Origin of the sequence: Streptosporangium oxazolinicum, assembly GCF_039537505.1 — a bacterium.
GTDB classification, from domain to species: Bacteria; Actinomycetota; Actinomycetes; order Streptosporangiales; family Streptosporangiaceae; genus Streptosporangium; species Streptosporangium oxazolinicum.
The window spans coordinates 862,776-886,028 of the sequence record NZ_BAABAQ010000002.1 but is presented as its reverse complement, the minus strand read 5'-3'; the positions used below and the strand labels follow the sequence as shown (position 1 = coordinate 886,028).

The following is a 23,253-nucleotide window of genomic DNA, read 5'->3' as shown; positions in this document are numbered from 1 at the left end:
CGCCGCGTCCCCGCAGCGCCTGGACGCGGTGCCTGGATGCGACGTTTTGGGCCGTTCTCAGTGGCTCCGCTTGAGCATCGCGTCCGCGAGCGCGTCGGCGGCCTCGCCCAGCCGTCGGCCCACCGCGTCGAGCCGCGACAGCAGCTCGCGCCTGCGCAGGGTGTCCATGTCCAGCGGCCCGGCGAACAACTCGGCGAGCCGGGCCTGGTAGAGCTGGCGGACGCGGCTGCACGCCTTGCGCGTGGCCAGCACGGCCACGGTGACCGAGGCCGGGTCGTCGATCACCTTCAGCACGGCGCCCTCCAGCTCGTCGAGGCCGTCGATCACCGCCCGCAGCGGCTCGGCCGCGAACCGCAGATCCTCCGGCCCGAACAGGTCGATCTCGCGCACGTGGTCGCGCAGCTGGTCCAGCACGTCGTCGATCGAACGGGAGAGCCTGAACAGGTCCTCCCTGTCGATGGGGGTCGCCAGCACCCGCCGCAGGATCCGTACCAGCTCGGCCCTGGCCTCGTCCCCCTCGTGCTCCACGTCGGCCATCCGGGCACGCGCCGCCGACCGCTCGATCTCGCCGGACGCGACCGAGCGGGCCAGCTCGGCCCCCGCCCGCGCGATGGCGACCTGGTCCCGTACCAGCCCGACGATCCGCCGCCCGGACCGGCCGCGCAGGTCGTCCCAGGCGCGCGCGAACCTCCGGGGCCGTCCCTTGGCGCGCTTCACATCAGCCTCAGCGCGAGACCGCCGAGACAGCCCAGCGCCATCGACGACGGCAGCGTGACCAGCCACGCCGTACCCACGTTCACGACTCCCTGCCATCGCACTCTCCTCGCTCCCTCACTCGTCGCCGCGCCGACCACCCCCGCGGTGATCGACTGGGTCATGCTCACCGGGCTTCCCAGGGCCGAACTGCCGAGTACGGCGCCGGTGGCCGCGGTCTCGGCGGAGACGATGTGCAGCGGGCGGGTGATGACCACCCCGCGGCCCAGCCGTCCTCCGACGCGGATCAGGCTCGCCAGGGCACCGGCGAGGAAGAGCACCACGAGGGCGGCCATCCACACCGGCGGCACCTCGACGGGCCCCACCCCGCCGAGCCCGTCGCGGCTCACGCCGATCGCCACGCTCACCACCGCGATCATCTTCTGGCCGTCGTTCACCGCGTACGCCACGCACTGGGCCGAGTAGGCCAGCAGGTGGGTGGTGAACACCAGCCGCGGCATGCGGCGGTAGGACGGCACGCGGTGCGACACGGCCCCCAGCAGGTAGCCCAGGGTCAGCCCGGCCAGGGGCGCGCAGGCCCCGATCGCCAGGACGACGCCCAGGTCCCCCCACGAGACGGGGAGCCCGGCGCCGAGTCCCGCGCCGCTGATACCGCCGATCACCGCGAGGGTGAGGCTGGTCGGCAGGCCCCTGCCGGTCAGCACCGCGACCACCGCGACCGCGATCACCACTCCCACCAGGAACGCCGCCGCGCCGCCGCTCGTCCCGAGCCCGGCCAGCCGCTCGGTGAACGTGCGCGCGACCGCGACCCCCAGGAGGTACGGGACGGCGAAGAGCACGGCCACGAGGAGCACGGTGACCGCCCAGCCGGGGGAGCGGGGGAACCTGAGCCCGAGACCGATGATGGTGGCGCCGTCGTTGGCCCCGCTGGCCAGCACGAAGAGGATCGCCACGGCGGCGAACGCCAGGGTCCACCCCATCAGAGGTGGTACCGCCGTCCGTACCCCGCGTCCGCGCGGCACTCGTGTGCCGGGTGGCTCGCCGTCACGCCTCTCCCTCGCCCTGGGAGGCGCGGGCCACGCGACCCGCGAGACCCGCGCGGGCTGTGCTGAGGGCGTGGGCTGTGCGGGTGGCGCGGGCGTGCGAGGCGCCGGTGTCGTGGGGGCGGTGGCCGGTCGGTCCGCGAGGAGGGCGGAGCGGGCCGGGAAGGCGTCCGTGACCACGTCTCAAGGAACTCGCACGCATTTATGCCCCTTCATTTGGAAAGCTTCAGTTTTAGGTTAACAGAGGGTAAACAGTCGGGGAATTGCCGCCGACCTGCAGATGACATCCCGTGTTCGCCGGGACGCGATCGGCGGAGATCCCCGGGCGGGACGCGCGAGGGCGGGCCTCGCCGCGAGCGGTCGGGGCGGAGGTTGTTACGATCGGCCGGTGCCCGACCGGGGAGGTGAAGGGTGGGCGAGCGCCCGTACGTGCTGCTGAGCTGCGCGATGTCCGTCGACGGATACATCGACGACGCCTCCCCGAACAGGCTCCTGCTCTCCAACGACGAGGATTTCGACCGGGTCGACGCGGTCCGCGCCACCTGCGACGCGATCCTGGTCGGGGCGGGCACCGTCCGCCGCGACGATCCCCGGCTCCTGGTCAGGTCACCGGAGCGCGCGCGGGAGCGTGCCGCGCGCGGCCTGCCGCCGTCTCCCGCGAAGGTGACGCTGACCGCCACCGGTGACCTCGACCCGGGCGCCGCCTTCTTCACCGCCGGTGACGCGGAGAAGATCGTGTACGCCGCGCCGGCGGCCGTGGCGAAGCTCGCCGACCGTCTCGGCGGGGTCGCCGAGGTGGTCGACGCCGGTGATCCGGGTGCGCCCGGCGACCCGGGTGACGCGGCCGGGCTCGGCCGCGTCCTCTCGGACCTGCGCGGGCGGGGGGTGCGCCGCCTGATGGTCGAGGGCGGCACCTCCGTCCACACGCGCTTCCTGCGGGAGGACCTCGTGGACGAGCTCCACCTCGTCGTCGCCCCGTTCTTCGTCGGCGACCCCGCCGCCCCGCGTTTCGTGCTCGGCGGGGACTTCCCCCGTGACCGCCGTCGCAGGATGGACCTGGCGGAGGTCCGCAAGATGGGCGACGTCACCCTCCTGCGCTACCGGCTGGCCTGACATGCCGTCCACGGGGGAGGCCGGGATGAGCGACCGCGACTGGCTGGAGCTGGCGTGCGACCTGGCGAGGTCGTGCCCGCCCTCGGAGACGGCCTTCTCGGTCGGCGCCGTGGTCGTCTCCGCCGACGGCGAGGAGATCTCCCGGGGATACTCGCGGGAGGGCGATCCGACGGTCCACGCGGAGGAGTCGGCGCTCGGCAAGATCTCCCCGGACGATCCCCGGCTGGCCGGTGCCACGGTCTACAGCAGCCTGGAGCCGTGCAGCGTGCGCAGGTCGCGTCCCAGGACCTGCACCCGCCTGATCCTGGACAGCGGTGTCCGGCGCGTGGTGATGGCGTGGCGCGAGCCGCTGGTCTTCGTCGACTGTCACGGGGCCGAGGAACTCGCGGCGGCCGGGGTGACCGTGCTGGAGATCCCCGAGCTGGCCGACCGCGCCCGCGAACCCAACGCCCACCTTCTCCCCGGCTTTCCTGGCTTCCCCGGCCTCCCTGGCTGACCGTCTCCTTGGGCGCCCTGTCCCGTACGGGCCCCCTGGCCAACTGACCGTTCGGGCCGTCCGGATCACCCCGGTCGTCCGGTCGCCTGGTCGTCTGGAGCCGTTCGGTCTCGTGGGGGAGATCACCGTCGCGGTGAACCGCCTCGTTACCCGATCAACGGGCCAGATAATCATGAGAATGATTACTTATAGTGACAAAAGTAATCGCATAATCCTCTCAACTGCGCTTATATGCGATTTTTCGGTTTGTGTGGTCGCTCCTCTCGGTAGTCATTAGATATCGAATGAGAGGCCGAGCACCGTGGGATTTCTCGGAAAAAACGCGATATTTCATGATCCGTCGGCCGGTTCCGTGGTCAACGGGGAGACCACCGCTGTCGTGACGCGGCCCGGGGAGCGATGATGACCGGCACCGTCCTCGTCGCCCGTACGGACAGAGCGGGCGACGTCCTGCTGGCGGGTCCCGCGATCCGCGCGGTGGCCGCGGGCGCGCGGGAGGTCGTGCTGATGACCGGGCCGTACGGCCGGGCCGCCGCCGAGCTGCTGCCGGGGGTGTCGCGGGTGGTGGAGTGGCGCACGCCGTGGATCGACCCCGCCGCGCCACCCGTGACCAGCCCGCACGTCCTGAGGTTGCTGCGCGTCATCCGTGACGTGGCCCCCGAGCAGGCGCTGATCCTCACCTCGCTCCACCAGTCTCCGCTGCCGCTGGCCCTGCTGCTCAGGCTGGCGGGTACGCCGAGGATCGCCGCGATCTCCGCCGACTATCCCGGCTCGCTGCTCGACGTGCGGCACGTCGTCGACGAGGACGTGGACGTGCCGGAGCCCGAGCGCATGCTCGGGCTGGCCGGGGCGGCGGGATTCGAACTCCCCGAGGGGGATCCGGGCGGTCTCGCCGTACGGCACCCGCTTCCCGACGTCGGCCACCTCACGGGGGCGCCGGGCTACGTGGTCCTGCACCCCGGCGTGTCACTCCCGGCCAGGGCGTGGCCGGAGGAGAACTGGGCACGCGCGGTCCACGACCTGGTCCGCTCGGGCCGCAGGGTCGTGGTGACCGGCGGCCAGGACGAGCGGGGACTCACCGCGCGGATCGCCTCCGGCGCCGGGCAGCACGGCCTGTCGCCGGGCCCCCTCTTCGCGGGCGGCTGGATGGGAGGCGGTCCCGTCCGCCTGCGCGGCTGGGAGGTGGACGAGCCCGCCTTCACCGAGGGCTGGGTCGACGGGGAGTCCGCCGCGACGGGCGGCCGGGGCCCGGACGGCACCTCGGCTCCGCGCGGCGGGCGGCCGGGCGGGCACGGCGGAAGGTCCGTCGTCGATCTGGGCGGCAGGACGACCTTTCCCGAACTCGCCGCGGTGCTCGAAGGAGCGTGCGCGGTGGTCGTCGCCGACGCCGGTCCCGCCCACCTCGCGGCGGCGGTCGGCACGCCGGTCGTCAGCCTCTTCGCCCCCGTGGTCCCCGCCGGGCGCTGGGCGCCGTACGGGGTGCCGACCGTGATCCTCGGCGACCAGCAGGCTCCCTGCGGGGGGACGCGGGCCGGGACCTGCCCGGTCGCCGGTCACCCGTGCCTGTCGTCGGTGTCGAGCGCACAGGTCGTCGAGGCGGTCGACCGCCTGACGTTCGTGAAAGAGGCCGTCACATGAGGATCGCCCCGATGCTCGCGAAAGAGGAAGTCGGATGAGCGTCCCCCCGGTACCCGGCCACGCGAGCCCCATCGAGGCCGACACCGACACCGACGCCGATGCCGGAGGGCGGAGTGCCGACGTCGCGGGACCCGTGGAGGACCGGCCGGTCATGGTGGTGCTGCGCGGGCTGGGGCTGGGGGACCTGCTCACCGTGGTTCCCGCCCTGCGCGCCCTGCGGCGCTCCCACCCCGGCCACCGGATCGTGCTGGCCACGCCCTCCGCGCTGGCACCCCTGGTGCCGCTGATCGGCGGGGTGGACGAGGTGTGCGACGTGTCGGGCCCCGGTCACGTGCCGCCGCTCGGCCGGAGCGTCGACGTCGCCGTCAACCTGCACGGCGGCGGCCCGCACGGCATCGCCGCGCTCCACCGCACCGGCCCGGCGCGGCTGCTCACCCACGGGCACCCCGCCTTCCCCGACGCGTACGGACCGGAGTGGCCGGACGACGTGCACGAGGTGCGGCGCTGGTGCGACCTGCTCGGCTGGTACGGCATCGAGGCCGATCCCGCCGATCTGGAGCTGGAGCGCCCCCATCTCGGTGACGGGGGGTCGCGGCCGGTCGTCATCCACCCGGGAGCCGCGTACCCGGCCAGGCGCTGGCCACCGGAGCGGTTCGCGCTCGTGGCCGCGGAACTGCGCGGCAACGGGCACGAGGTCGTGGTCACCGGGAGCGAGAAGGAGCGTGCCCTCGCCGAGCGGGTGGCGCTGCTCGCCGGGCTGCCGTCCACGTCCGTGCTCGCCGGGCGCACCGGGCCGCTCGAACTGGCCGCGCTGGTGGCGAGGGCCCGGCTGGTGATCTGCGGCGACACCGGGGTGGCCCACCTGGCGGCCGCCTTCGTCACGCCCTCCGTGGTGTTGTTCGGTCCCGTGGCCCCCGCGCGGTGGGGACCCCCGCGAACGGGACCGCACACCGTCCTGTGGGCCGGGGGTCTCGGCGACCCCTACGCGTACCGGCCCGATCCCGGCCTGCTGGAGATCGGCGTCCGGGACGTCCTCGACGCCGCGGCGCGGTTGACGGAGGTGGGGGTGCGATGAACGGGCGGCGGGTGGTGGTGACCGGCGGCGCCGGGTTCGTGGGGTCGCATCTGTGCGAGCGCCTGCTGGCCGAGGGGGCGGAGGTGGTCTGCCTGGACAACTTCCTGACCGGCTCGCCGCGCAACGTCGAGCACCTGGTCGGGCTGCCCGCCTTCCGGCTGGTGGAGTGCGACGTCACCGATCTCGTACACGTGCCCGGCGCGGTGGACCTGGTGTTGCACCTCGCCTCCGCGGCCTCGCCGGTGGACTACCTGCGCCACCCGATCGAGACGCTGAAGGCGGGTAGCCTCGGCACGCTGCACGCCCTGGGGCTGGCCAGGGAGAAGGACGCCCGGCTCGTGCTCGCCTCCACCAGCGAGGTGTACGGCGACCCGCTGGAGCACCCGCAGCGCGAGACCTACTGGGGCAACGTCAACCCGGTCGGGCCGCGCAGCGTCTACGACGAGGCCAAGCGGTTCGCCGAGGCGCTGACGACCGCGTACCGGACCCGGCACGGCGTCGACACCGCGATCGTGCGGATCTTCAACACCTACGGGCCCAGGATGCGGCCCTACGACGGCCGGGCCATTCCCACCTTCGTACGCCAGGCGTTGCGCGGTGAGCCGATCACGGTGGCCGGAGACGGCGGGCAGACCCGGTCGGTGTGCTACGTCGACGACACCGTCGAGGGGATCCTGGCCCTGGCCGGAGGCGAGCTCACCGGACCGGTCAACATCGGCAATCCCACCGAGCTGACCGTGCTCGCCCTGGCCGAGACGGTCCGTCGGCTGACCGGCTCCGAGTCGCCGATCCGCTTCGTCGGCCGTCCCGTGGACGACCCCGAGGTCCGCCGCCCCGACATCTCCCTCGCCGTCTCCGCACTGGGGTGGCGGCCGGAGGTCGACGTCATCGAGGGACTGCGCCGCACCGTCACCTGGTTCACGCGGGAGCTCAGCGCGTCGCGGGAACTGATCCCCCACTGAGAGGCGTCCCTTCCCGCTTCCCGCTTCCCGCTTCCCCTCCCACCCCCGCTTTTCCGTCGTACGCGGAACGGCGGTCAGGCGTGGCCGTGGGCGTCGGCGCGGACGAGGCGCAGGAAGGCCTTGAGCCCGGTGATGACCTCGTGGTTGTCGGTGAGGCCGTCCACCGTGTCCTCGAAACGCCGGGCGAGACCGGTGATCGTGCGCTCCAGGACCTCGTCGCCGTTCCGCAGGTCGGCGCCGAGCGCCGCGGTGTCGCCCTGGAGCCGCTCGGTGGCCTCGGTCAGCGCGGTCACCTCGGCGGCCAGGCCGTCCACCCGGGCGACGAGGGAGACGATGTCCTCACGGGGGTGGCGGGCCTCGCTCATCAGCGTGGTGACCCGCTCACGGAGGTGGGACAGGTAGGCGCCCGCCGGGCGGAAGCCGGTGCTCAGCAGGTAGAACCCGGCGAAGTAGTAACCCACCGAGGCGCCGGAGAAGTAGGTGATGACCGCCAGGAGCGCCGCCGAGACGATGTGCCCGCCGATGGCGAACCGGCGCATCCGTCGGGCGATCTCCAGGGCCTCGGCCTCGTGCCCCTCGGGCACCGCGATGCCACGTTCCCTGGAAACGTGGATCTCGTGGACGACCTGGCGTGCCCCGAAGTAGAGGTTCCACGGCAGGGTGAGGAGCACTATCAGCCAGACGAGGCTGATCGCGCCGAGCCCGAGCGACAGGAACGTGGAAAGCGGGACGTGGGCGTACACGAGCAGCCACGCCGCGACCACCGTGGTGACGAGCGCGACCAGGAAAATCCACCATTTCATGATCTGAGGATTTCGAAGATCGCGAAATTCGGGGAGGGCGCGCGCACTCAACAGCCCCTGAGCATTCCTACTCAGATCCGTCCCGATCCCGCGCGGGGAACACCCGCTCCCGGGCCTAGCCGGATCTCCAGACGACCTCGCCGTCCACCCTGCCGTCGGTCGGCGACAGGCCCGCGCGGCGGGCCACGGCCGATGAGGCGGCGTGGTCGGGATGGATGGTGGCGACGATGACGGCCGTGCCGTGCTCCCTGAGCCAGGCGACGAGCGCGACCGCCGCCTCTCCGGCGATGCCACGGCCCTGCCAGGGGGTCCCCACGACCCAGGCCACGACCGCGCGGTCACGGGTGACGGTCGCCTGGACGTAGCCGACCAGCCGGTCCGAGCCGCCGTCCGGGTCGTCGAGGCGGATCACCCAGTTGAGCCACGACTCGACCCGGCCGGGGGGAGGGGCGGCGACCAGGCGGGCATAGCGGTCGCGGAGCTGGCGGGGGGTCTCGGGCGAACCGCCGATGAAGGCGTGCAGGGCCGGATCACCGAGCACCTCGGCCATCTCGGCCGCGTGGTGCACCGCGAGCGGCTCCAACGTGAGCCGGGCGGTCCTTACGGGTTCGGCGTTCATGGTCGGACGAGTGTCCCACGAGCACCGGTCAGACGGCGGGATCGGTCACCGGCGGTGACGAACCCGCACCACCGGACGACGGTGACGTGTACGGGCCGATCGGACGGCGGCCACGAGTACGCACCGGCTGACGGTGACTGACATGGGCCGATCGGACGGTGGACACGGGCACGTACCGGCCGGCGGTGACGGACACGGACCGGTCAAGCGGCGGAGACGGACCGGTCGACGCTGCCGGGAGCCAGCACGTGCTCGATGACCATGACGGCGGCGCCGATCACGCCCGCGCGGTCGCCCAGTTCGCTGGCGGTGATCGTCAGGTGCTGGGTGGCGAGGGGGAGCGACCGGCTGTAGATGACCTCGCGAAGACCGGCGAGCACCTGCTCCCCGGCCTCGGAGATGTCGCCGCCGACCACTATCACCGAGGGGTTGAAGAAGTTGACGATCGAGGCGAGCACGTCGCCGACCTCGCGGCCCGCCTGCCGGATGAGCTGCACGGCGTGGGTGTTGCCGCCGCGTACGAGGCGGACCACGTCGCGGCTGTCCTCGGCCTCCACCCCGTCCGCGGAGAGTTTGGCGGCCATGGCGGCGCCACTGGCGACGGCCTCCAGGCAGCCGACGTTGCCGCAGCGGCAGACGGTGCCCAGGGCCGAGGCCACGCGGATGTGCCCGATGTCACCGGCCGCGCCCTGGGCGCCCCGGTGCAGGCGGCGGTCGCTGATGATGCCGCAGCCGATGCCGGTGCCGATCTTGACGAAGATGAGGTGGTCGGACTCTGGGCGGGCGGCCCAGTGTTCGCCCAGCGCCATGATGTTCACGTCGTTGTCGACGAGCACCGGGGCGCCGAGGCGCGAGCCGAGCCACTCGGGGACGGGGAAACCATCCCAGCCAGGCATTATCGGCGGGTTGACCGGGCGTCCCGAGCTGTGCTCGACCGGGCCGGGGAGACCGACGCCGATGCCGCAGATCTCGTCCGGGCGGTGGCCGGTCTCGGTGAGCATCTCCTCGAAGGTGCGCTGGAGCCAGCCGAGCGTCTCCTCGGGGCCGCGGTCTATCGACACCTCGGCCGCGCGCTCGGCCAGGACCGTGGTGCCGAGGTCGGTGACCGCCACCCGGGCGTGGGTGGCGCCGAGGTCGGCGGAGAGGACGACGCGGGCGGTGCGGTTGAACGTGAAGGCGATGGCCGGACGGCCTCCCGAGGAGATGGCCTCCTCCGTCGGGATGATCCACTGTTGGCTCAGCAGCGCGTCGAGACGCTGGGCCAGGGTGGACCTGGCCAGCCCGGTGAGCTGGACCAACTCGGCCCTCGTTCTGGCCTGACCGTCACGCAGGATGTTGAGAAGCGCCCCCGCACCGGCGATCGAACCGTTCGAACCGTTCGCTTCGCTAAGCATGCGCACAGTCAACACTCCTTGTTTCCACCGAGTCAAAGCGACTTAGGCCATCTACCAGCCCCATTATGCCAAATGGTGACATCCTTTTGCTTGACCATCGCCATAAGAGCGCTTTAGCATCCGGAAACATGGAGGAAATCGGGCGGTTACCGACGAATCAATTACCATCCGGTGTCGTCGGAACCGGCTTTTCGGATGTGTTCGCCCTGTCCCTGACGCCTTTGACGCCCTTGACGCGCCTGTCCCCGACGCCCCTGTCCCTGACGTCACTGACACCCCCGACGAGGTTCCCCGCCGCCGGACCTCACCCGGGGACGGTAACCCCATGATCCTGAGGATGCGCGGCATCGCCAAGAGCTTTCTCGGGGTCCGTGTACTGAGCGGGGTCGATCTGGACGTCGCCGCCGGAGAGGTGCACGCGGTCGTCGGAGAGAACGGCGCCGGAAAGTCCACGCTGATGAAGGTCCTCGCCGGGGTGCACGCCCCGGACGAGGGCACCGTCGAGATCGACGGCGCCCCGGTCTCCTTCGCCCACCCGGTCGAGGCCCAGCGCGCCGGGGTCGCGATCATCTACCAGGAGTTCAACCTGCTGCCCGAGCGCAGCGTCGCCGAGAACGTCTTCCTGGGCCGCGAGCCCGTCCGGCGGGGGCTCGTCGACCGGGAGGCGATGGAGACCGCCACCACCCGGCTGCTCCAGGAACTCGGCGAGACCTCCTTCGCCTCCCGCGACCTGGTCCGCCACCTCTCCATCGCCCAGCAGCAGGTCGTGGAGATCGTCAAGGCGCTCTCCCAGGACGCCCGGATCATCGTGATGGACGAGCCCACGGCGGCGCTGGCCGACCACGAGGTGGAACTGCTCTACCGGCTGGTGGCCCGCCTGCGTGAGCGGGGGATCGCCGTCCTCTACATCTCCCACCGGCTGAAGGAGGTCTTCGACCTGTCCACCCGGGTGACGGTCCTGAAGGACGGCGCCCTGGTCAGGACCGCCGACACCGCCGGGATCACCTCCGACGAGCTGGTCCGGCTGATGGTCGGCCGCGACCTCGGCACCTACTTTCCCGCCAGGGGCGCCGAGCCGGGGGAGGTGCGGCTCAGCGTGCGCGGCGGCGGCAACGCCGTGCTCGACGGGATCGACCTCGAACTGCGTGAACGCGAGATCCTCGGGGTGGCCGGACTGCAGGGATCGGGCCGTACCGAGCTGGCCAAGGCCCTCTTCGGCGCCGAACCGTTCACGCGCGGCACGATGAGCCCGCTGCGGCCGGTGTCGGTACGGCAGGCCGTGGCCGCCGGGATCGGCCTGGTGAACGAGGACCGCAAGGCCGAAGGGCTCGCGCTGCGCCAGTCCGTACGCGACAACGCCCTGCTCGTCTCCCGCTCGGTGCGCAGGATCGGCAACGACGGCCGGATCGGCGGGACCGGCGGCACCGGCGTCCTCGAACTCCTGGAGGCGGTACGGCTCCACCCGCCCCGCCCCGACCAGGAGGTCCGCTACCTGTCCGGCGGCAACCAGCAGAAGGTCGTGCTGGCCAAGTGGATGACCGTGGCGCCGAAGGTCCTGATCTTCGACGAGCCCACGCGCGGGGTCGACGTGGGGGCCAAGGCCGCCATCCACGACCTGATGCGCGGCCTGGCGGAGGACGGAATGGCGATCATGATGATCTCGTCCGAGCTTCCCGAGCTGATCGGCATGAGCGACCGCGTCGTCGTGATGCGCGACGGCCGCGTCGCCGGGGCGCTCCCGGCGGGTTCCTCCGAGGAGGCCGTCATGCGCCTGGCAGCCGGCGAGGGGGCGTCGTGACCGGCGGCGTCCGCCCCGCCGCGGTGACCGGCACGGCCGGTCCCGCCGCCCCCCGCCCACCGGGAGGCGGTGGACGGCGCCTCCTGGCGGGCCGCATCGGCTCGACCCAGGTCATCTACCTGGCCCTGGCCGGGGTCATGCTCGTCGGGTGGGTGCTGGTGGCCTTCGACGGGGGGAACTTCCTCACGCTGGAGACTGTCGTCGGCATCCAGCAGCGCTCGGCCGCGCTGGGCATCGTCGCGGTGGGGCAGACGCTGGCGATCCTGGTCGGCTCGCTGGACCTGTCGGTGGCGTACCTGATCAGCCTCACCTCGCTCGTCGCGGCCGAGATCATGGCCGGGCAGGACGGCGGGATCGTCCCCGGCGTCGCGGCGGTGCTCGCGGTGAGCGCGCTGATCGGGCTGGTCAACGGCCTGGTCATCACCCGGCTGCACGTCCACGCCTTCATCGCGACCCTCGGCACGGCACTGATCGTCAAGGGGATCGTGGACCACCTCTACGACGGGCCCGCGGGCAGCGTGCCCGAGTCCTTCCAGCGGCTCGGCTACGACAGGATCGGGCCGGTCCCGGTCTCGGCGCTGCTCTGGGCCGCCGTCGCGGTCGCCGTCTGGTTCCTGCTGCGCCGTACGAGGCTCGGATACCGGATCTACGCGGTCGGCGGGGACGAGGAGGTGGCCCGGCTGTCCGGCGTGCGGACCGGCAGGGTCGTCGTCGCCGCGCACGTCCTGTGCTCGGTCTGCGCGGGCGTCGCCGGGCTGCTGCTCGCGAGCAGGCTCGGCGCGGGCGCGCCCACGGTCGGCACCGACGGCGGCTACGACCTGGAGTCGATCGCCGCGGTGGTCCTCGGCGGCACGGCCCTGGCCGGGGGCCGGGGCGGGGTCGCGGGGACGGTCGGCGGGGTGCTGCTGCTCGCCGTGCTCGACAGCGTCTTCAACCAGCTGGAGGTCAACGCGTTCTTCAAGGACGTGGTCCGCGGCGTGGTCATCGTCGCCGCCGTGGCCGTCTACGCCCGCCGTACCGCCCAAAGGCGATCCCGATGACCGTCCACGCCCGGCCGCGGATCCCGATGACGCGGTGTTCGGAGGCGATTCCGATGACCGTCCACGCCCGCCGTAGCGCCCGGAGGCGATCCCGATGAGAGCCCTCAGGTCCATGGGGCCGATCCTGGCCGTGCTGGCGGTGCTGCTGGTGCTGATCGCCGTGGCCAACCCGTTCTTCCTGGAGCCCGCCGGGTTCCTCGCCTTCCTCAAGCGGGCCGCGCCGCTGGTCATCCTGGCGGCCGGGCAGTACTTCGTGATCGTCTCCGGGGAGTTCGACCTGTCGGTCGGGTCGCTGGTCACCGTGCAGGTCGTGGTGGCCGCCCGGCTGATCGACGGGCAGGAGCAGGCGACCTGGCCGGTGCTGGCCCTGCTGATAGTGATCGGGCTGCTGGTCGGGCTCGCCAATGGGGTCATCACCACCGGGCTGCGGGTGCCGTCGTTCATCACCACGCTCGGCATGATGCTCGTGCTGTCCGGCGCGGTGTTCCTGTGGACCGGCGGAGCTCCGCGCGGCGCGCTGTCGGAGACGTTCAGGATGTTCGGCCGCAAGGACCTCGGCCCGGTGCCCTGGTCGGTGCTCATCCTCCTGGCCGCGGGCGCCGCGGCGATCCTGCTCATGCGTTCCGACTTCGGCAAGCGGCTCATCGCCACCGGCGACAACGAGCGCGCGGCCGGACTGTCCGGGGTCCGGGTGGACCGGACCCGGATCGCCGCCTTCGTCCTCTCCGGCCTGGCCGCGGCCGTCGCGGGCATCCTGCTCGGCGGCTTCGCGGGGGTCTCGGCCCAGGTCGGTCAGGGCCTGGAGTTCCAGGCCATCACGGCCGTCGTCCTCGGCGGCGTCGCGCTCGGTGGCGGGCGCGGCTCCGTGGTCGCCGCGATGGCCGGGGCCTTCACCCTCGAAGCGCTGTTCACCCTGCTCAACCTGTACGGGATCTCGGGGGCCCTGGAGTTCGCGGTCCAGGGCGTGATCATCATCGCCGCGGTCGCGGCGAGCGCCGTACGGCTTCCGTTCAGGCGCGCGGTACGCGTCTGAACGCACCCCCCAGAAAAGAAGGAGACCTTCATTGAACAGGCCGATCACGGCGCTCGTCGCGGGTGTCTCCGCGATGCTGCTCGCCGCGGGATGTGCCAGTGACAAACCGGCGACCTCCAGCGCCGCCCCGGACAGCTCGGCGGCGGCCCCGTCCGCCGCCGCGTCCCCCAACACCGGTGAGCAGTCGAAGTTCTTCGTCCAGGCCGATTTCGACGCCCAGCTGGCCATGCGGACCCAGAGCGCGGAGGGGCCCGCGGACAAGCCGTGGGAGCAGGCCATCGCCCCGGAGATGGTGGACACGGCCAAGTACAAGAAGGACGGCCCCTACAACCTGTGCTTCTCCAACGCCGCGGTGAACAACCCGTGGCGGCAGGTGGGCTGGAAGACCATGCAGGCCGAGGTGGCGCTGCACAAGGAGATCAAGCAGTTCACCGCCCTCGACGCGGAGGGCAAGGACGACAAGCAGATCTCCGACATCGCCGAGCTGGTCGGCAAGGGCTGCGACGCGCTGATCGTCTCGCCCAACACCACCGCGACACTAACCCCCGCGGTGACGGGCGCCTGCCCCAAGGTCCCGGTGATCGTCTTCGACCGCGGCGTGGAGACCGACTGCCCGGTGACGTTCATCAACCCCATCGGCGGCTACGCCTTCGGCGCCGACGGCGCCGAGTTCCTGGTGGGGAAGGTGCCCGCCGGGGGCAAGGTCCTCGCGCTGCGGATCCTGCCGGGCGTCGACGTGCTGGAGACCCGCTGGTCGGCGGCGAAGGTCGTCCTGGACAAGAGCCAGCTCGACGTGGTCGGGGTGGAGTTCACCGACGGCGACGCGGCCAAGACCAAGAGCATCGTGAGCGACTACATCCAGCGGCACGGCAAGATCGACGGGGTGTGGATGGACGCGGGCGCGACCGCCGTGGCGGCCGTCGAGGCGTTCGAGGACGCCGGGGTCCCGGTGCCCGCGATCGTCGGCGAGGACCAGCAGGACTTCCTGCAGAAGTGGAAGAGCGGCGGCCTCACCGCCATCGCGCCGACCTACCCCACCTACCAGTGGCGCACCCCGATCATCGCCGCCCTGAAGATCCTCAAGGGCGAGGAGGTGCCCAAGACCTGGAAGCTGCCCCAGCCCAAGATCACTTCCGAGAACCTGGACAGCTACCTGCAGCCCAACATGCCGCCGCTGCACTACGCGCTCTGCGGCTGCGAGAAGCTGCCGGACTTCCCCGCAGGCTGGGGCGGTAAGTAAGGCCGGTCCACCGGGCTCCGGGCACCGCAGGGTGGTGCCCGGAGCCCACCGGTACGTTCACGAGGCTCACGACGAGCCCGCGCCGAACTCAGGGAAGGGGTCGCCGATGTTCCCCATCGGGGTCAACACGTGGGTATGGGTCTCACCGCTGACGGACGAGGATCTCGCCCGGCTGGCGCCGAAGGTGGCCGCCTGGGGGTTCGACGTGATCGAGCTGCCGGTGGAGCGGGCCGGTGACTGGGACCCCGAATGGGCGGCCGAGCTGCTGGGGAACCTCGGGCTGAGGGCCTCGGTGGTCCTCGTCATGCCGCCGGGCAGGGAACTGGTCGGCGCCGACGCGGGGACGGTCGCCGACACCCAGGACTACCTGCGGCGGTGCGTGGACGCCGCCGTGACGGTGGGCAGCCCGGTGATCGGCGGGCCCGCCTACGCCTCGGTGGGGCGGACCTGGCGGATGTCGGGCGAGGAGCGCAAGGCCCGCTACGCCGAACTGCGGGAGAACCTGGCCCCGGTCGGCGAGTACGCGGCCGAGCGCGGGGTGACGGTCGCCGTCGAACCGCTCAACCGCTACGAGACCAGCCTGCTCAACACCGTCGAGCAGGCCGTCGAGGCGGTCGGCGGGATCCCGGGCGTCGGCCTCGCGCTGGACGTCTACCACATGAACATCGAGGAACGGGACCCGGCGGCGGCCGTACGGCGGGCCGGGGACCTGGTCGCGCACGTGCAGGTCTGCGCGAACGACCGGGGCGCGCCGGGGGCCGACCACCTGGACTGGCCCGCCCTCGCCGACGCCCTGCGCGCCGTGGACTACCGGGGCCCGCTCTGCATCGAGTCGTTCACCGCGCACAACCGGACGATCGCCACGGCCGCCTCGATCTGGCGTCCCCTCGCCGACACCCAGGACGCCCTCGCCACCGCGGGCCTGGCCTTCCTGCGCACACTCTGACAGCCGTACCTCCGCCGTCGATCTTCCTGCGCACGCTGTACCTCCACAGTCGGCCTTCCTGCGCACGCTCTGACGGCCGTACCTCCGCCATCGGCCATCCGGGCCCGCGTCATCCCACCGGCGGGTCTGCGTCCGGCTTCGGGCCTGAGCCGTTCGGCGGCCGGATTCGCGGGTCCGGATCCAGCTCGGGACCGGAGCCGTTCAGCGGGCGGCGTCCCCGTCCGCCGCGCCGGGTGCCCGCCGGGGGCGCCTGAAGAAGGCGGCCACCGCGTAGGGGTCGACGGGGTCGGAGAGCAGGCCGAGCATCTCCTCTCTCCGCTCCGGATCCACCTTGAACGGGTGGCCGAACACGTGCGGTCCCGTCCCGTCGCCCAGCATCCTGGTCAGCATCAGGTCGCCGGGCAGCGCCTGCCCCGACAGCAGCTCGTCGGCCAGCGTCACCCGCTCCCCTTCTCCGTTCCCGGCGGCGGCCACGGTGATCTCGTCCCCGGACACGTCCAGGACCTCCCACAGCCGCAGCGGCGTCCGCCGCCAGGACTCCAGCAGCTCCACCTCGTCGTCGCGCAGCCACTCGGCCCGCGCGTCCAGGAACTCGCCGACGACGTCGTTCTCGAACAGCGCCAGGTCCGCCAGGGCGGGCTCGGCCACCCGGACGCTCAGCGCGATCAGATCTTCGATCAGCCGGTCGCGGGCCGGGCGGTAGGCGTACGCGAGCAGCTGCCGGAACAGGTGCGCGGCCCGTTCGGGCAGCGGGGCGCCGGGGTCGGTGCGGCACGCGGCGTACTCGGCCGCGTCGCGCACGGCCGGTGCCAGATCGGGGGAGAGGGAGAGCACCTCGGAGATCAGCCCGGCCGCCTCGAAGGAGCGGCCCTCGCCCTCGGCCGACCTCGCGATCAGCAGCAGCGCGGCCGGTTCGGTGCGGGGCAGGGCCTCGACCAGCGCCGGGCCGAGTGGCTCGCGCTCCACCTCGTCGGCGATCCTCGCGAGCACCGCCTCCGACCGCGACAGGTAGGTGACGGCCTTGGAGAGGTCGGCGCCCTCGTCGTACGTCCGCAGCGCGCTGCGCACCAGGGCGAGCCTGATGATGTCCAGCGGCGCGAGGTCGGCGACCGACGCCGTGTCCCACGGGGCGCCCACGATGCCCACCCGGCCGTCGCGCAGCTCCAGCGAGGCGTTGCGCAGCAGCGGGGACAGCGGCGGCAGCGGGTCGGCGAAGGTCTCGGGGGCCTTCATCAGCAGCTCCAGGACCACGACGTCGACCGGCACACCGGGACCGGGCTCCAGCCCTTCGGCGAAGGCGCGCAGCGCGTCGAGCGCCTGCTCCCCGAACTCCTGGACGACCCGCATCACCCGCTCGGCGGGGACGTCGTCCAGCTCGGTGACCGACAGCTCCAGGGCGCCGTCGCGCAGGCGCAGCGCGACCACCTGCTCGGGCTCCACCCCGGCGAGCCAGCCGTCGGGGCCGGTCAGGACGGGCTCGCCGGTGTCGAGCGAGGTCCGTACCCGGCCGCCGCCCGCGAGCGGCACCCCCTCGCCGTCGGCCAGCCGCGCCCACAGCCGCAGGTCGTCGGAGGCGGGCAGCACCCCGCTCGCCAGCTCGGCCCGGGTGGCGAGGTGCGTCAGCACCGCGCCCTCGCTCAGCGTCAGAAGGTCGCTCATCCCCCCATTGTTCTCGACGTCCGGGCATGACGAGGCCGCCCTCCCGTCCAGGAGCTCGCACAAGCTCGTGGAGGGGAGGGCGGCGGGGGTGGCCGGTCCGCGGGGGCGGCGGACCGGCCTGGTCTTGGGACGCCTTTCCCGGGGCCGCTCCTCGGCGGGCGCGACCCCCGAGTCCGGCCGGGAAGGTCCCTACGGCCTGGTCAGGCCGAGGGTGTAGGAGCCGGAGCCGCTGTAGGCGTGCACCCGCACCCGGTAGGTGCCCGCGGTGCCGCTGTAGGTGAAGGCCTCGTCCGGGTTGGCGGTGGTCCCGCTGGCCACGGTGGTCCAGGTGGAGCCGCTCAGCTTCTGCAGGTAGGCGTCGTAGTCGGTGCCGTTGGGACCGTCCAGGCAGACGCGGTGGACACCCGAGGCGGCGCTGTAGCCGGAGGTGCCGGGCTGGTAGGCGTTGGCGTTGGACGTCAGCGAGCCGGTGTAGGAGCTCTGGTAGCCGCTGCAGCCGGTGGGCGGCGGCGGGGTCCCGTTGGTCACCAGGGTGAGCCCGTACACCGAGAGGATCTCGTTGATCGGCTGGTGGTAGGTCGTGCCGCCGGAGGTGCAGTTGCCCGAGCCGCCGGAGGTGACGCCCTGGGCCTGGCTGCCGGAGATGTAGGAGCCGCCGGAGTCGCCGGGCTCGGCGCACACGGTGGTGCGGGTCAGGCCGGTGATGGTGCCCTCGGGGTAGGTGACGCTCGTGTTGTGCTGGCTGATGGTGCCGCAGCGGTACTGGGTGGTGGAGCCGGAGCGGCAGATGGAGCTGCCCACGACCTGCTGGGTGGAGCCGGTCACCGGGAGGATGCCCGCGCTGTAGCCGTTCACCACGCCGGTCGGGGTCCAGTTGGCGTTGACCGCGACCCACGCGTAGTCGTTGCCGGGGAAGGACGAGCCCTGGAAGGTGCCCTGGGCGACCTGGTTGTAGCCCTGGGTGGCGGTGCCGGGTGTGCCGCAGTGGCCGGCGGTGGCGAAGCCGCCCTGGCTGCCGCGGGTGACCGAGAAGCCGACCGAGCAGCGGCCGCCCATGTAGAAGGCGTCGCCGCCGCGGACGTCGTAGAGCGGCCTGGGCTTCTCCTGCGAGGCCTCGACGCGGACCAGCGCCCCGTCCACGCCGCTGCCGTCCACGAACGCCTGTGCCTCGGCGACGTCACCGGCCAGTACGACGACGCTGTTGCTCCGCACGTCGACGTACCAGGACGGGATCGACTTCGGCGCGGAGGCCACGAGCCGGTCGAGCCGCTCCTTGGCCGTGTCGAGCGTGGCCAGCGAGTTCTTGACGAGTTTGACCTCGGCGCCCGACCTGGCGAGCGAGGCGACCTTGGTGGAGTCGCTGGTGGCGATCACCAGGTTGGAGGTGGGACCCGTCACCCAGGATCCGGCGAAGGAGGCGCCGAGCTGCCCGCGGAGGGCGGGTTCGACCTTGGCGGCGGCGGCCTCGTTGACCAGCCGGGCCGAGGCCTGCTCGCTCGTCCCGCCGAGGTCGCGCCGGATGGCGTCGACCAGGCCCGGAGACGGCTTGGCGGTGGCCTCCACCAGTGTCCGGGCCTCGGCGAGCGTGTACGGGGCGGCGGCGGTCTCGCCGGGTCCCTGGTGAGCGGCGGTGGCGGGGGTGGCCACCAACGCGGCAGCGAGCACGAGGCCCGCTGTCACGGCACTTCTGCGGAGCATGTGGTTCTCTCCTCATGTGGGGGGTGCCGTCAACGTAACGGTGTGCACATGAGGCGCGCCTCTACCAAATGTCCCATACCGTCACGTTATGGAGAGGTGCCCAGCCCGGGATTCTCGGCCAGCCACGCGGCGTACCGTCTGCTTCGTCCGACCGCGTCGGAATGCGCGGCCTTCGCGTGCTCGAAGATCGACGTCGCGACCGCGGCGCTGGACGCCTCCGGGTGCCAGCCGAGCAGCTGCCGCCAGCGCAGCGGAGCTCCCGCGAGCGGTACCAGCTTCAGTCCCTCGGCGGGCTGGAAGGTCGCCTGGCACAGCGCGGCGGCGCGGCCGACCTTGGCCAGATGCATGCAGGTGGCCACGTCGGTCTCGTAGATGGTCCTGGGGGTGAAACCGGCACGGGCGCAGGCCGTGGCGAAGCAGTCCCCGAAGCAACTGTCGCCGGGGGTGACCGTCCACTGCTCCTCGGCCAGCTCCGCGAGCTCCACCTCCTTCCTGTCCACCAGCGGATGGTCCTCGTTGAGCAGCACGAAGACCGGGTCGGTCCCCACGGTCGACCACACCACGGGACCCTCCACCGGCGGCGGGCTCTCCCCGCAGGCGCCGATGAACGCGAAGTCGATCCGGCCCAGCATCACCATGGCGGTGAGCTCCCTCGCGGACCAGGAGGTGTGGGTGCTCACCGGGGTGGACGGCCAGGCGGTGGCGAGGCGGTCCATCAGACCGCCGAGTATCGGCCCGTTGGTGGCGCCCAGCCGGTAGCTGGGGATGTCGGCGTTCGCGTTGGCGAATCGGAGTGCCTCCTCCTGGAGTTCGCGGGCCGCGGGCAGCAGCACCAGCGCACGTGACAGGACCAGCTGTCCCAGGGGCGTGGGCCTGGCACCGTTGTGGTCGCGTTCGAAAAGAGCTCCCCCGAGAACCCGCTCTATCCGTTTGAGCTGCGCCGTCAGCGCGGGTTGGGCCAGTCCGAGGTGGGTGGCGGCCTTGGTGACGCTGCCGGCCTGTGCCACCGCGCGCACGATCTTGAGGTGTCGGAGCTCGAGATCCATACCGGGAACGTAAGGCCGGGACGTTATACCCGCAATGCAAACATGTCATGAAATATGACTCAATTTTGTCGAATCGTTCCAAAAATGATTTAGGTTCTTTGAATACAGCACTTACGGATGGCCGTTAATCCCCTCTCGGTTATCTCGTCTAGAGAGTTCCCGCTTCCCCTCGCCGGTCTCTGGCAGCGGTGTCCGACATCCGAGACTCCGGGGATTGGGGTTTCGCCGGTGTTTCGGCCGCCGGGGCCGCCGGTATCCGGCAGCCGTATCCTCGGCGCGGGCGAGGAACGCTGGGCCGGGACCGGGGCCGGGGTTATGATCCGCCGATGGACGTAGCGGCGCTCACCCCCGAACGGGCCCGAAGTCACTTCAGGGAGGGGCTGCGGACGCCCACCGCCGGGTGGTGCCGGGGCTGGACCCAGGCCAACCTGCTCGCCGTACCCCGCGAGCTCGCCTACGACCTGCTCCTGTTCGCCCAGCGCAACCCCGTCGCCTGTCCCGTCCTGGACGTCGGCGATCCCGGCGCGGTGAGCACCGCCCTGTTCGGCGGCGACCTCCGCACCGACCTGCCCGCCTACCGCGTCTACGAGGACGGCAGGGCCGTCGCCGACGTCGGTGACGTCCGCGACGCCTGGCGGGACGACCTGGTCGCCTTCCTGCTGGGCTGCAGCTTCACCTTCGAGGACGCGCTGCTGCGGGCCGGGGTCCCGGTGCGGCACATCGAGGCGGGGACGAACGTGCCCATGTACCTCACCTCGATCGCCTGCCGTCCCGCGGGATCGCTGGGCGGCCCGCTGGTCGTCTCGATGCGCCCGGTCCCGGCCTCCCTGGTCCCGGCCGCCGTACGGGTGACCGCGAGGTATCCGGCCGTGCACGGGGCGCCGGTCCACGTCGGCGACCCCGGTGAGATCGGGATCGCCGATCTGGGCGTTCCCGACTTCGGCGACCCCGTCGAGGTGCGGACGGGGGAGATCCCGGTCTTCTGGGCCTGCGGGGTGACGCCGCAGGCGGCCGTCATGGCGAGCGGGGTGTCCTTCGCCATCGGCCACCTCCCCGGCCACATGGCGATCACCGACGCCAGGGACGACCGCTTCCAGGTCCCGTGACCCCGCTCCCCGGCCGTCATGGGAGCCGGGGAGTTGTCGGCCGGCGGCGTGACGCCCACGGTCGTGGGACCACGCGTACGGGAGAGCCGGGGGTTACGCGCGGCCGGTGCCCCAGGAGGTGACGAGCCGTTCCAGCTGTGAGGTGAGCGAGGGGGCGCCGGGGCGGTTGTCGATCTCGTCGTGGGGTACGGCGGGCGGTTCGTCCACCCTGATGGCCCGCAGGTAGTCCTCGAAGCGGCCGAGCTTGCCCGCGTCCCTCGCCAGTCCCCTGCCCTCCAGCCGGGCTCGCAGCGCCGGGCCGTCCGAGCGGACCCAGAGGAGATGTACGGGCGGCCCGCCCAGCCGCCCGACCCAGCGCTCCCACACCGCCGCGTCGTGCACCTGGGTGGTGAAGGGACCCTCCAGCATCACCGGGCAGCCGTGGGAGCGGACCTGCCGGGTGACCTCGGTCAGCCCCTCGTATTCGTACCGCTTGACGTGCTCGTCGTACCAGGGCCCCTCGCGTTCCCCGTCGTCGCGGCCGTGGGCGCGGAGGGTGGCCGCGACGAAGCCGCCGTAGACGGTGTCCTTGTCGAGCAGCGCGGGAACCGGGTCGAGCAGTGCCAGCAGAGCCGCCGCCACGGTCGACTTCCCCGCGCCCGGCGGCCCGCTCACCACCCACAGCGGCGCCACCCCGCCCACGCCCGCTCCACCGTCAGCCCCGCCGTGGACTCCCGAGGAAACCCTGCCGGAAACCCCGCCGTGGCTCCCCTCGAAAACCTCGTCGCGAGCCCCGCCGTGAACCTCACGGTGAACCTCATCGTGAGTCCCGCTGTGAGCCCCGTCGCGGGCTTCGCCGCAGACCTCATGGTGAACCCCGTCGTGAACCTCGTCACGAACCCCGCCACGAGCCTCACCATGAGCCCCATCGCGAGTCCCGCCACGAGCCTCATGATGAGCCCCGTCGCGGGCCCGCCTCCCGCCCACGCCGGTCTCAGTCCTTCCAGGCCCTGGCCACGCTCTCCGCGACGACGGGCGCCTGGGCGAGACCGGCCTTGAAGGCGGGGCGCCACAGGGCCGGGTCGAGGACGTTGTCGCCGAACACGGCGATCGACGCCTCGTCCGGGACGACGTGGGCGATCGTGGCGTCACCCAGTTCGGCGAGCTCGGCCTCCAGGCGGGTCCTCGGTGAGACGTGCGCCAGCGGCTCCAGGAGGACCACGGCGGAGCTGCCCGCCGCCAGGTCGGCGTTCGTCACCGAGCGGACCCCGCCGTCCATGTAGCGGCGCCCGCCGATCTCCACCGGCGGGAACACGCACGGGACCGCGCAGCTGGAGGCGACCGCCGACACCAGGGGCACCCCCGAGCCGCGCTCCCAGACCACGAACTCGCCGGTCCCCGCGTCGACGGCGGTGATCAGCAGGCGGCGCTCCGGCCACTCCTTGACGGGCAACCGGCTGCCGATCGTCTCGATCCTGGCGCCGGTGTCCTTCACCGCCAGAGCCATCTCACCGACCCGGCGCCGGGCCTCCTGCGGTTCCAGGGAAGGGTCGTGGAGCACGCCGAAGGCGGCCATGACCGCCTCCGCGTCGACGGCGAAGCCGGTCGCGGCCTCGGTCTCCGCCTGGGCGCCGACCGAGCTCTCCAGATCGACCTCGGTGGCGACGAGCGTCCCGACCACCGACCCGGCGGAGGTGCCGACGACCAGGTCCGCCTCTCCCAGCTCTATGCCCGCCCGGCGCAGACCGGTGATGATCCCCGCCTCCCAGGCGATGCCCGCCACGCCTCCGCCACCCAGCACCAGTGTTCTCGTCATGCGCCATTCCTGCCTGATCGGTTTTCCCGGCCGGG

At 72.3% G+C, this 23,253-nt stretch carries 21 protein-coding genes; 11 read left to right on the top strand and 10 right to left on the bottom strand.

Annotated elements, in window-relative coordinates; translation table 11 throughout:
• Positions 1-57 precede the first annotated feature (57 nt).
• Both ABD817_RS08895 and ABD817_RS08890 read right to left on the bottom strand, forming a co-directional pair.
• Positions 58-717: a DUF47 domain-containing protein gene (locus ABD817_RS08895; RefSeq protein ID WP_344916909.1), complete on the bottom strand. Its 660-nt coding sequence runs from the start codon at positions 715-717 to the stop codon at positions 58-60.
• Positions 714-1,694: an inorganic phosphate transporter gene (locus tag ABD817_RS08890; protein WP_344916907.1), complete on the bottom strand. Its 981-nt coding sequence runs from the start codon at positions 1,692-1,694 to the stop codon at positions 714-716. The genes ABD817_RS08895 and ABD817_RS08890 overlap by 4 nt, the downstream gene beginning before the upstream one ends.
• A 474-nt stretch (positions 1,695-2,168) precedes the next feature.
• Here ABD817_RS08890 and ABD817_RS08885 point away from each other — a divergent pair, with 474 nt between their 5' ends.
• The 5 genes from ABD817_RS08885 to ABD817_RS08865 all read left to right on the top strand — a co-directional run bounded on the left by ABD817_RS08885 (position 2,169) and on the right by ABD817_RS08865 (position 7,041).
• Positions 2,169-2,870, top strand: a complete 702-nt coding sequence (locus tag ABD817_RS08885) for a RibD family protein (RefSeq protein ID WP_344916905.1) — start codon at positions 2,169-2,171, stop codon at positions 2,868-2,870.
• Between the two features lie 25 nt (positions 2,871-2,895).
• Positions 2,896-3,366 (top strand): cytidine/deoxycytidylate deaminase family protein, encoded by a 471-nt coding sequence (locus ABD817_RS08880; RefSeq protein WP_344916903.1) that lies wholly within the window; start codon positions 2,896-2,898, stop codon positions 3,364-3,366.
• A gap of 402 nt (positions 3,367-3,768) precedes the next feature.
• Positions 3,769-5,004, top strand: a complete 1,236-nt coding sequence (locus tag ABD817_RS08875) for a glycosyltransferase family 9 protein (RefSeq protein WP_344916901.1) — start codon at positions 3,769-3,771, stop codon at positions 5,002-5,004.
• A gap of 34 nt (positions 5,005-5,038) precedes the next feature.
• Entirely contained in the window at positions 5,039-6,079 is a 1,041-nt protein-coding gene (locus tag ABD817_RS08870; protein WP_344916899.1) for a glycosyltransferase family 9 protein, read from the top strand.
• Positions 6,076-7,041: a UDP-glucuronic acid decarboxylase family protein gene (locus ABD817_RS08865; RefSeq protein ID WP_344916897.1), complete on the top strand. Its 966-nt coding sequence runs from the start codon at positions 6,076-6,078 to the stop codon at positions 7,039-7,041. The genes ABD817_RS08870 and ABD817_RS08865 overlap by 4 nt, the downstream gene beginning before the upstream one ends.
• Positions 7,042-7,115: 74 nt before the next feature.
• On the opposite strand, the gene ABD817_RS08860 is transcribed toward ABD817_RS08865, so the two are convergent.
• From ABD817_RS08860 to ABD817_RS08850, 3 genes are all read right to left on the bottom strand, one after another.
• On the bottom strand, positions 7,116-7,844 hold the full coding sequence (locus ABD817_RS08860; protein ID WP_344916895.1) for a hypothetical protein: 729 nt from the start codon (positions 7,842-7,844) through the stop codon (positions 7,116-7,118).
• A gap of 115 nt (positions 7,845-7,959) precedes the next feature.
• A complete protein-coding gene (locus ABD817_RS08855) occupies positions 7,960-8,463 on the bottom strand; it encodes a GNAT family N-acetyltransferase (RefSeq protein ID WP_344916893.1) in 504 nt (167 codons plus the stop codon).
• A gap of 203 nt (positions 8,464-8,666) precedes the next feature.
• Positions 8,667-9,857: an ROK family protein gene (locus tag ABD817_RS08850; protein WP_344916891.1), complete on the bottom strand. Its 1,191-nt coding sequence runs from the start codon at positions 9,855-9,857 to the stop codon at positions 8,667-8,669.
• A gap of 325 nt (positions 9,858-10,182) precedes the next feature.
• On the opposite strand from ABD817_RS08850, the gene ABD817_RS08845 reads away from it, so the two are divergent.
• The 5 genes from ABD817_RS08845 (at position 10,183) to ABD817_RS08825 (ending at position 15,914) form a co-directional block, all read left to right on the top strand.
• The gene (locus tag ABD817_RS08845; RefSeq protein WP_344916889.1) at positions 10,183-11,655 is read left to right on the top strand and encodes a sugar ABC transporter ATP-binding protein; all 1,473 of its coding nucleotides are present in this window, start codon (positions 10,183-10,185) and stop codon (positions 11,653-11,655) included.
• Complete coding sequence (locus tag ABD817_RS08840) at positions 11,652-12,695, top strand: ABC transporter permease (protein ID WP_344916887.1); 1,044 nt, start codon at positions 11,652-11,654, stop codon at positions 12,693-12,695. The genes ABD817_RS08845 and ABD817_RS08840 overlap by 4 nt, the downstream gene beginning before the upstream one ends.
• A gap of 94 nt (positions 12,696-12,789) precedes the next feature.
• Positions 12,790-13,728 (top strand): ABC transporter permease, encoded by a 939-nt coding sequence (locus ABD817_RS08835; RefSeq protein ID WP_344916885.1) that lies wholly within the window; start codon positions 12,790-12,792, stop codon positions 13,726-13,728.
• Positions 13,729-13,759: 31 nt separating this feature from the next.
• The gene (locus ABD817_RS08830) at positions 13,760-14,968 is read left to right on the top strand and encodes a substrate-binding domain-containing protein (RefSeq protein ID WP_344916883.1); all 1,209 of its coding nucleotides are present in this window, start codon (positions 13,760-13,762) and stop codon (positions 14,966-14,968) included.
• A gap of 106 nt (positions 14,969-15,074) precedes the next feature.
• Positions 15,075-15,914, top strand: a complete 840-nt coding sequence (locus ABD817_RS08825; RefSeq protein WP_344916881.1) for a sugar phosphate isomerase/epimerase family protein — start codon at positions 15,075-15,077, stop codon at positions 15,912-15,914.
• 201 nt (positions 15,915-16,115) lie between these two features.
• Here ABD817_RS08825 and ABD817_RS08820 read toward each other — a convergent pair whose 3' ends face one another.
• From ABD817_RS08820 to ABD817_RS08810, 3 genes are all read right to left on the bottom strand, one after another.
• The gene (locus tag ABD817_RS08820) at positions 16,116-17,573 is read right to left on the bottom strand and encodes a hypothetical protein (protein WP_344916879.1); all 1,458 of its coding nucleotides are present in this window, start codon (positions 17,571-17,573) and stop codon (positions 16,116-16,118) included.
• A gap of 189 nt (positions 17,574-17,762) precedes the next feature.
• Positions 17,763-19,271: a S1 family peptidase gene (locus ABD817_RS08815; RefSeq protein ID WP_344916877.1), complete on the bottom strand. Its 1,509-nt coding sequence runs from the start codon at positions 19,269-19,271 to the stop codon at positions 17,763-17,765.
• An 86-nt stretch (positions 19,272-19,357) separates the two neighbouring features.
• The gene (locus ABD817_RS08810) at positions 19,358-20,317 is read right to left on the bottom strand and encodes a LysR family transcriptional regulator (RefSeq protein WP_344916875.1); all 960 of its coding nucleotides are present in this window, start codon (positions 20,315-20,317) and stop codon (positions 19,358-19,360) included.
• A gap of 326 nt (positions 20,318-20,643) precedes the next feature.
• Here ABD817_RS08810 and ABD817_RS08805 point away from each other — a divergent pair, with 326 nt between their 5' ends.
• Positions 20,644-21,423: a putative hydro-lyase gene (locus ABD817_RS08805; RefSeq protein WP_344916873.1), complete on the top strand. Its 780-nt coding sequence runs from the start codon at positions 20,644-20,646 to the stop codon at positions 21,421-21,423.
• Positions 21,424-21,516: 93 nt separating this feature from the next.
• On the opposite strand, the gene ABD817_RS08800 is transcribed toward ABD817_RS08805, so the two are convergent.
• Positions 21,517-22,104 carry a P-loop nucleotide/nucleoside kinase family protein gene (locus ABD817_RS08800; RefSeq protein WP_425583296.1) on the bottom strand — a complete coding sequence of 196 codons (588 nt, stop codon included), beginning with the start codon at positions 22,102-22,104 and terminating at the stop codon, positions 21,517-21,519.
• 292 nt (positions 22,105-22,396) lie between these two features.
• Complete coding sequence (locus ABD817_RS08795; RefSeq protein WP_344916871.1) at positions 22,397-23,218, bottom strand: patatin-like phospholipase family protein; 822 nt, start codon at positions 23,216-23,218, stop codon at positions 22,397-22,399.
• Positions 23,219-23,253 lie beyond the last annotated feature (35 nt).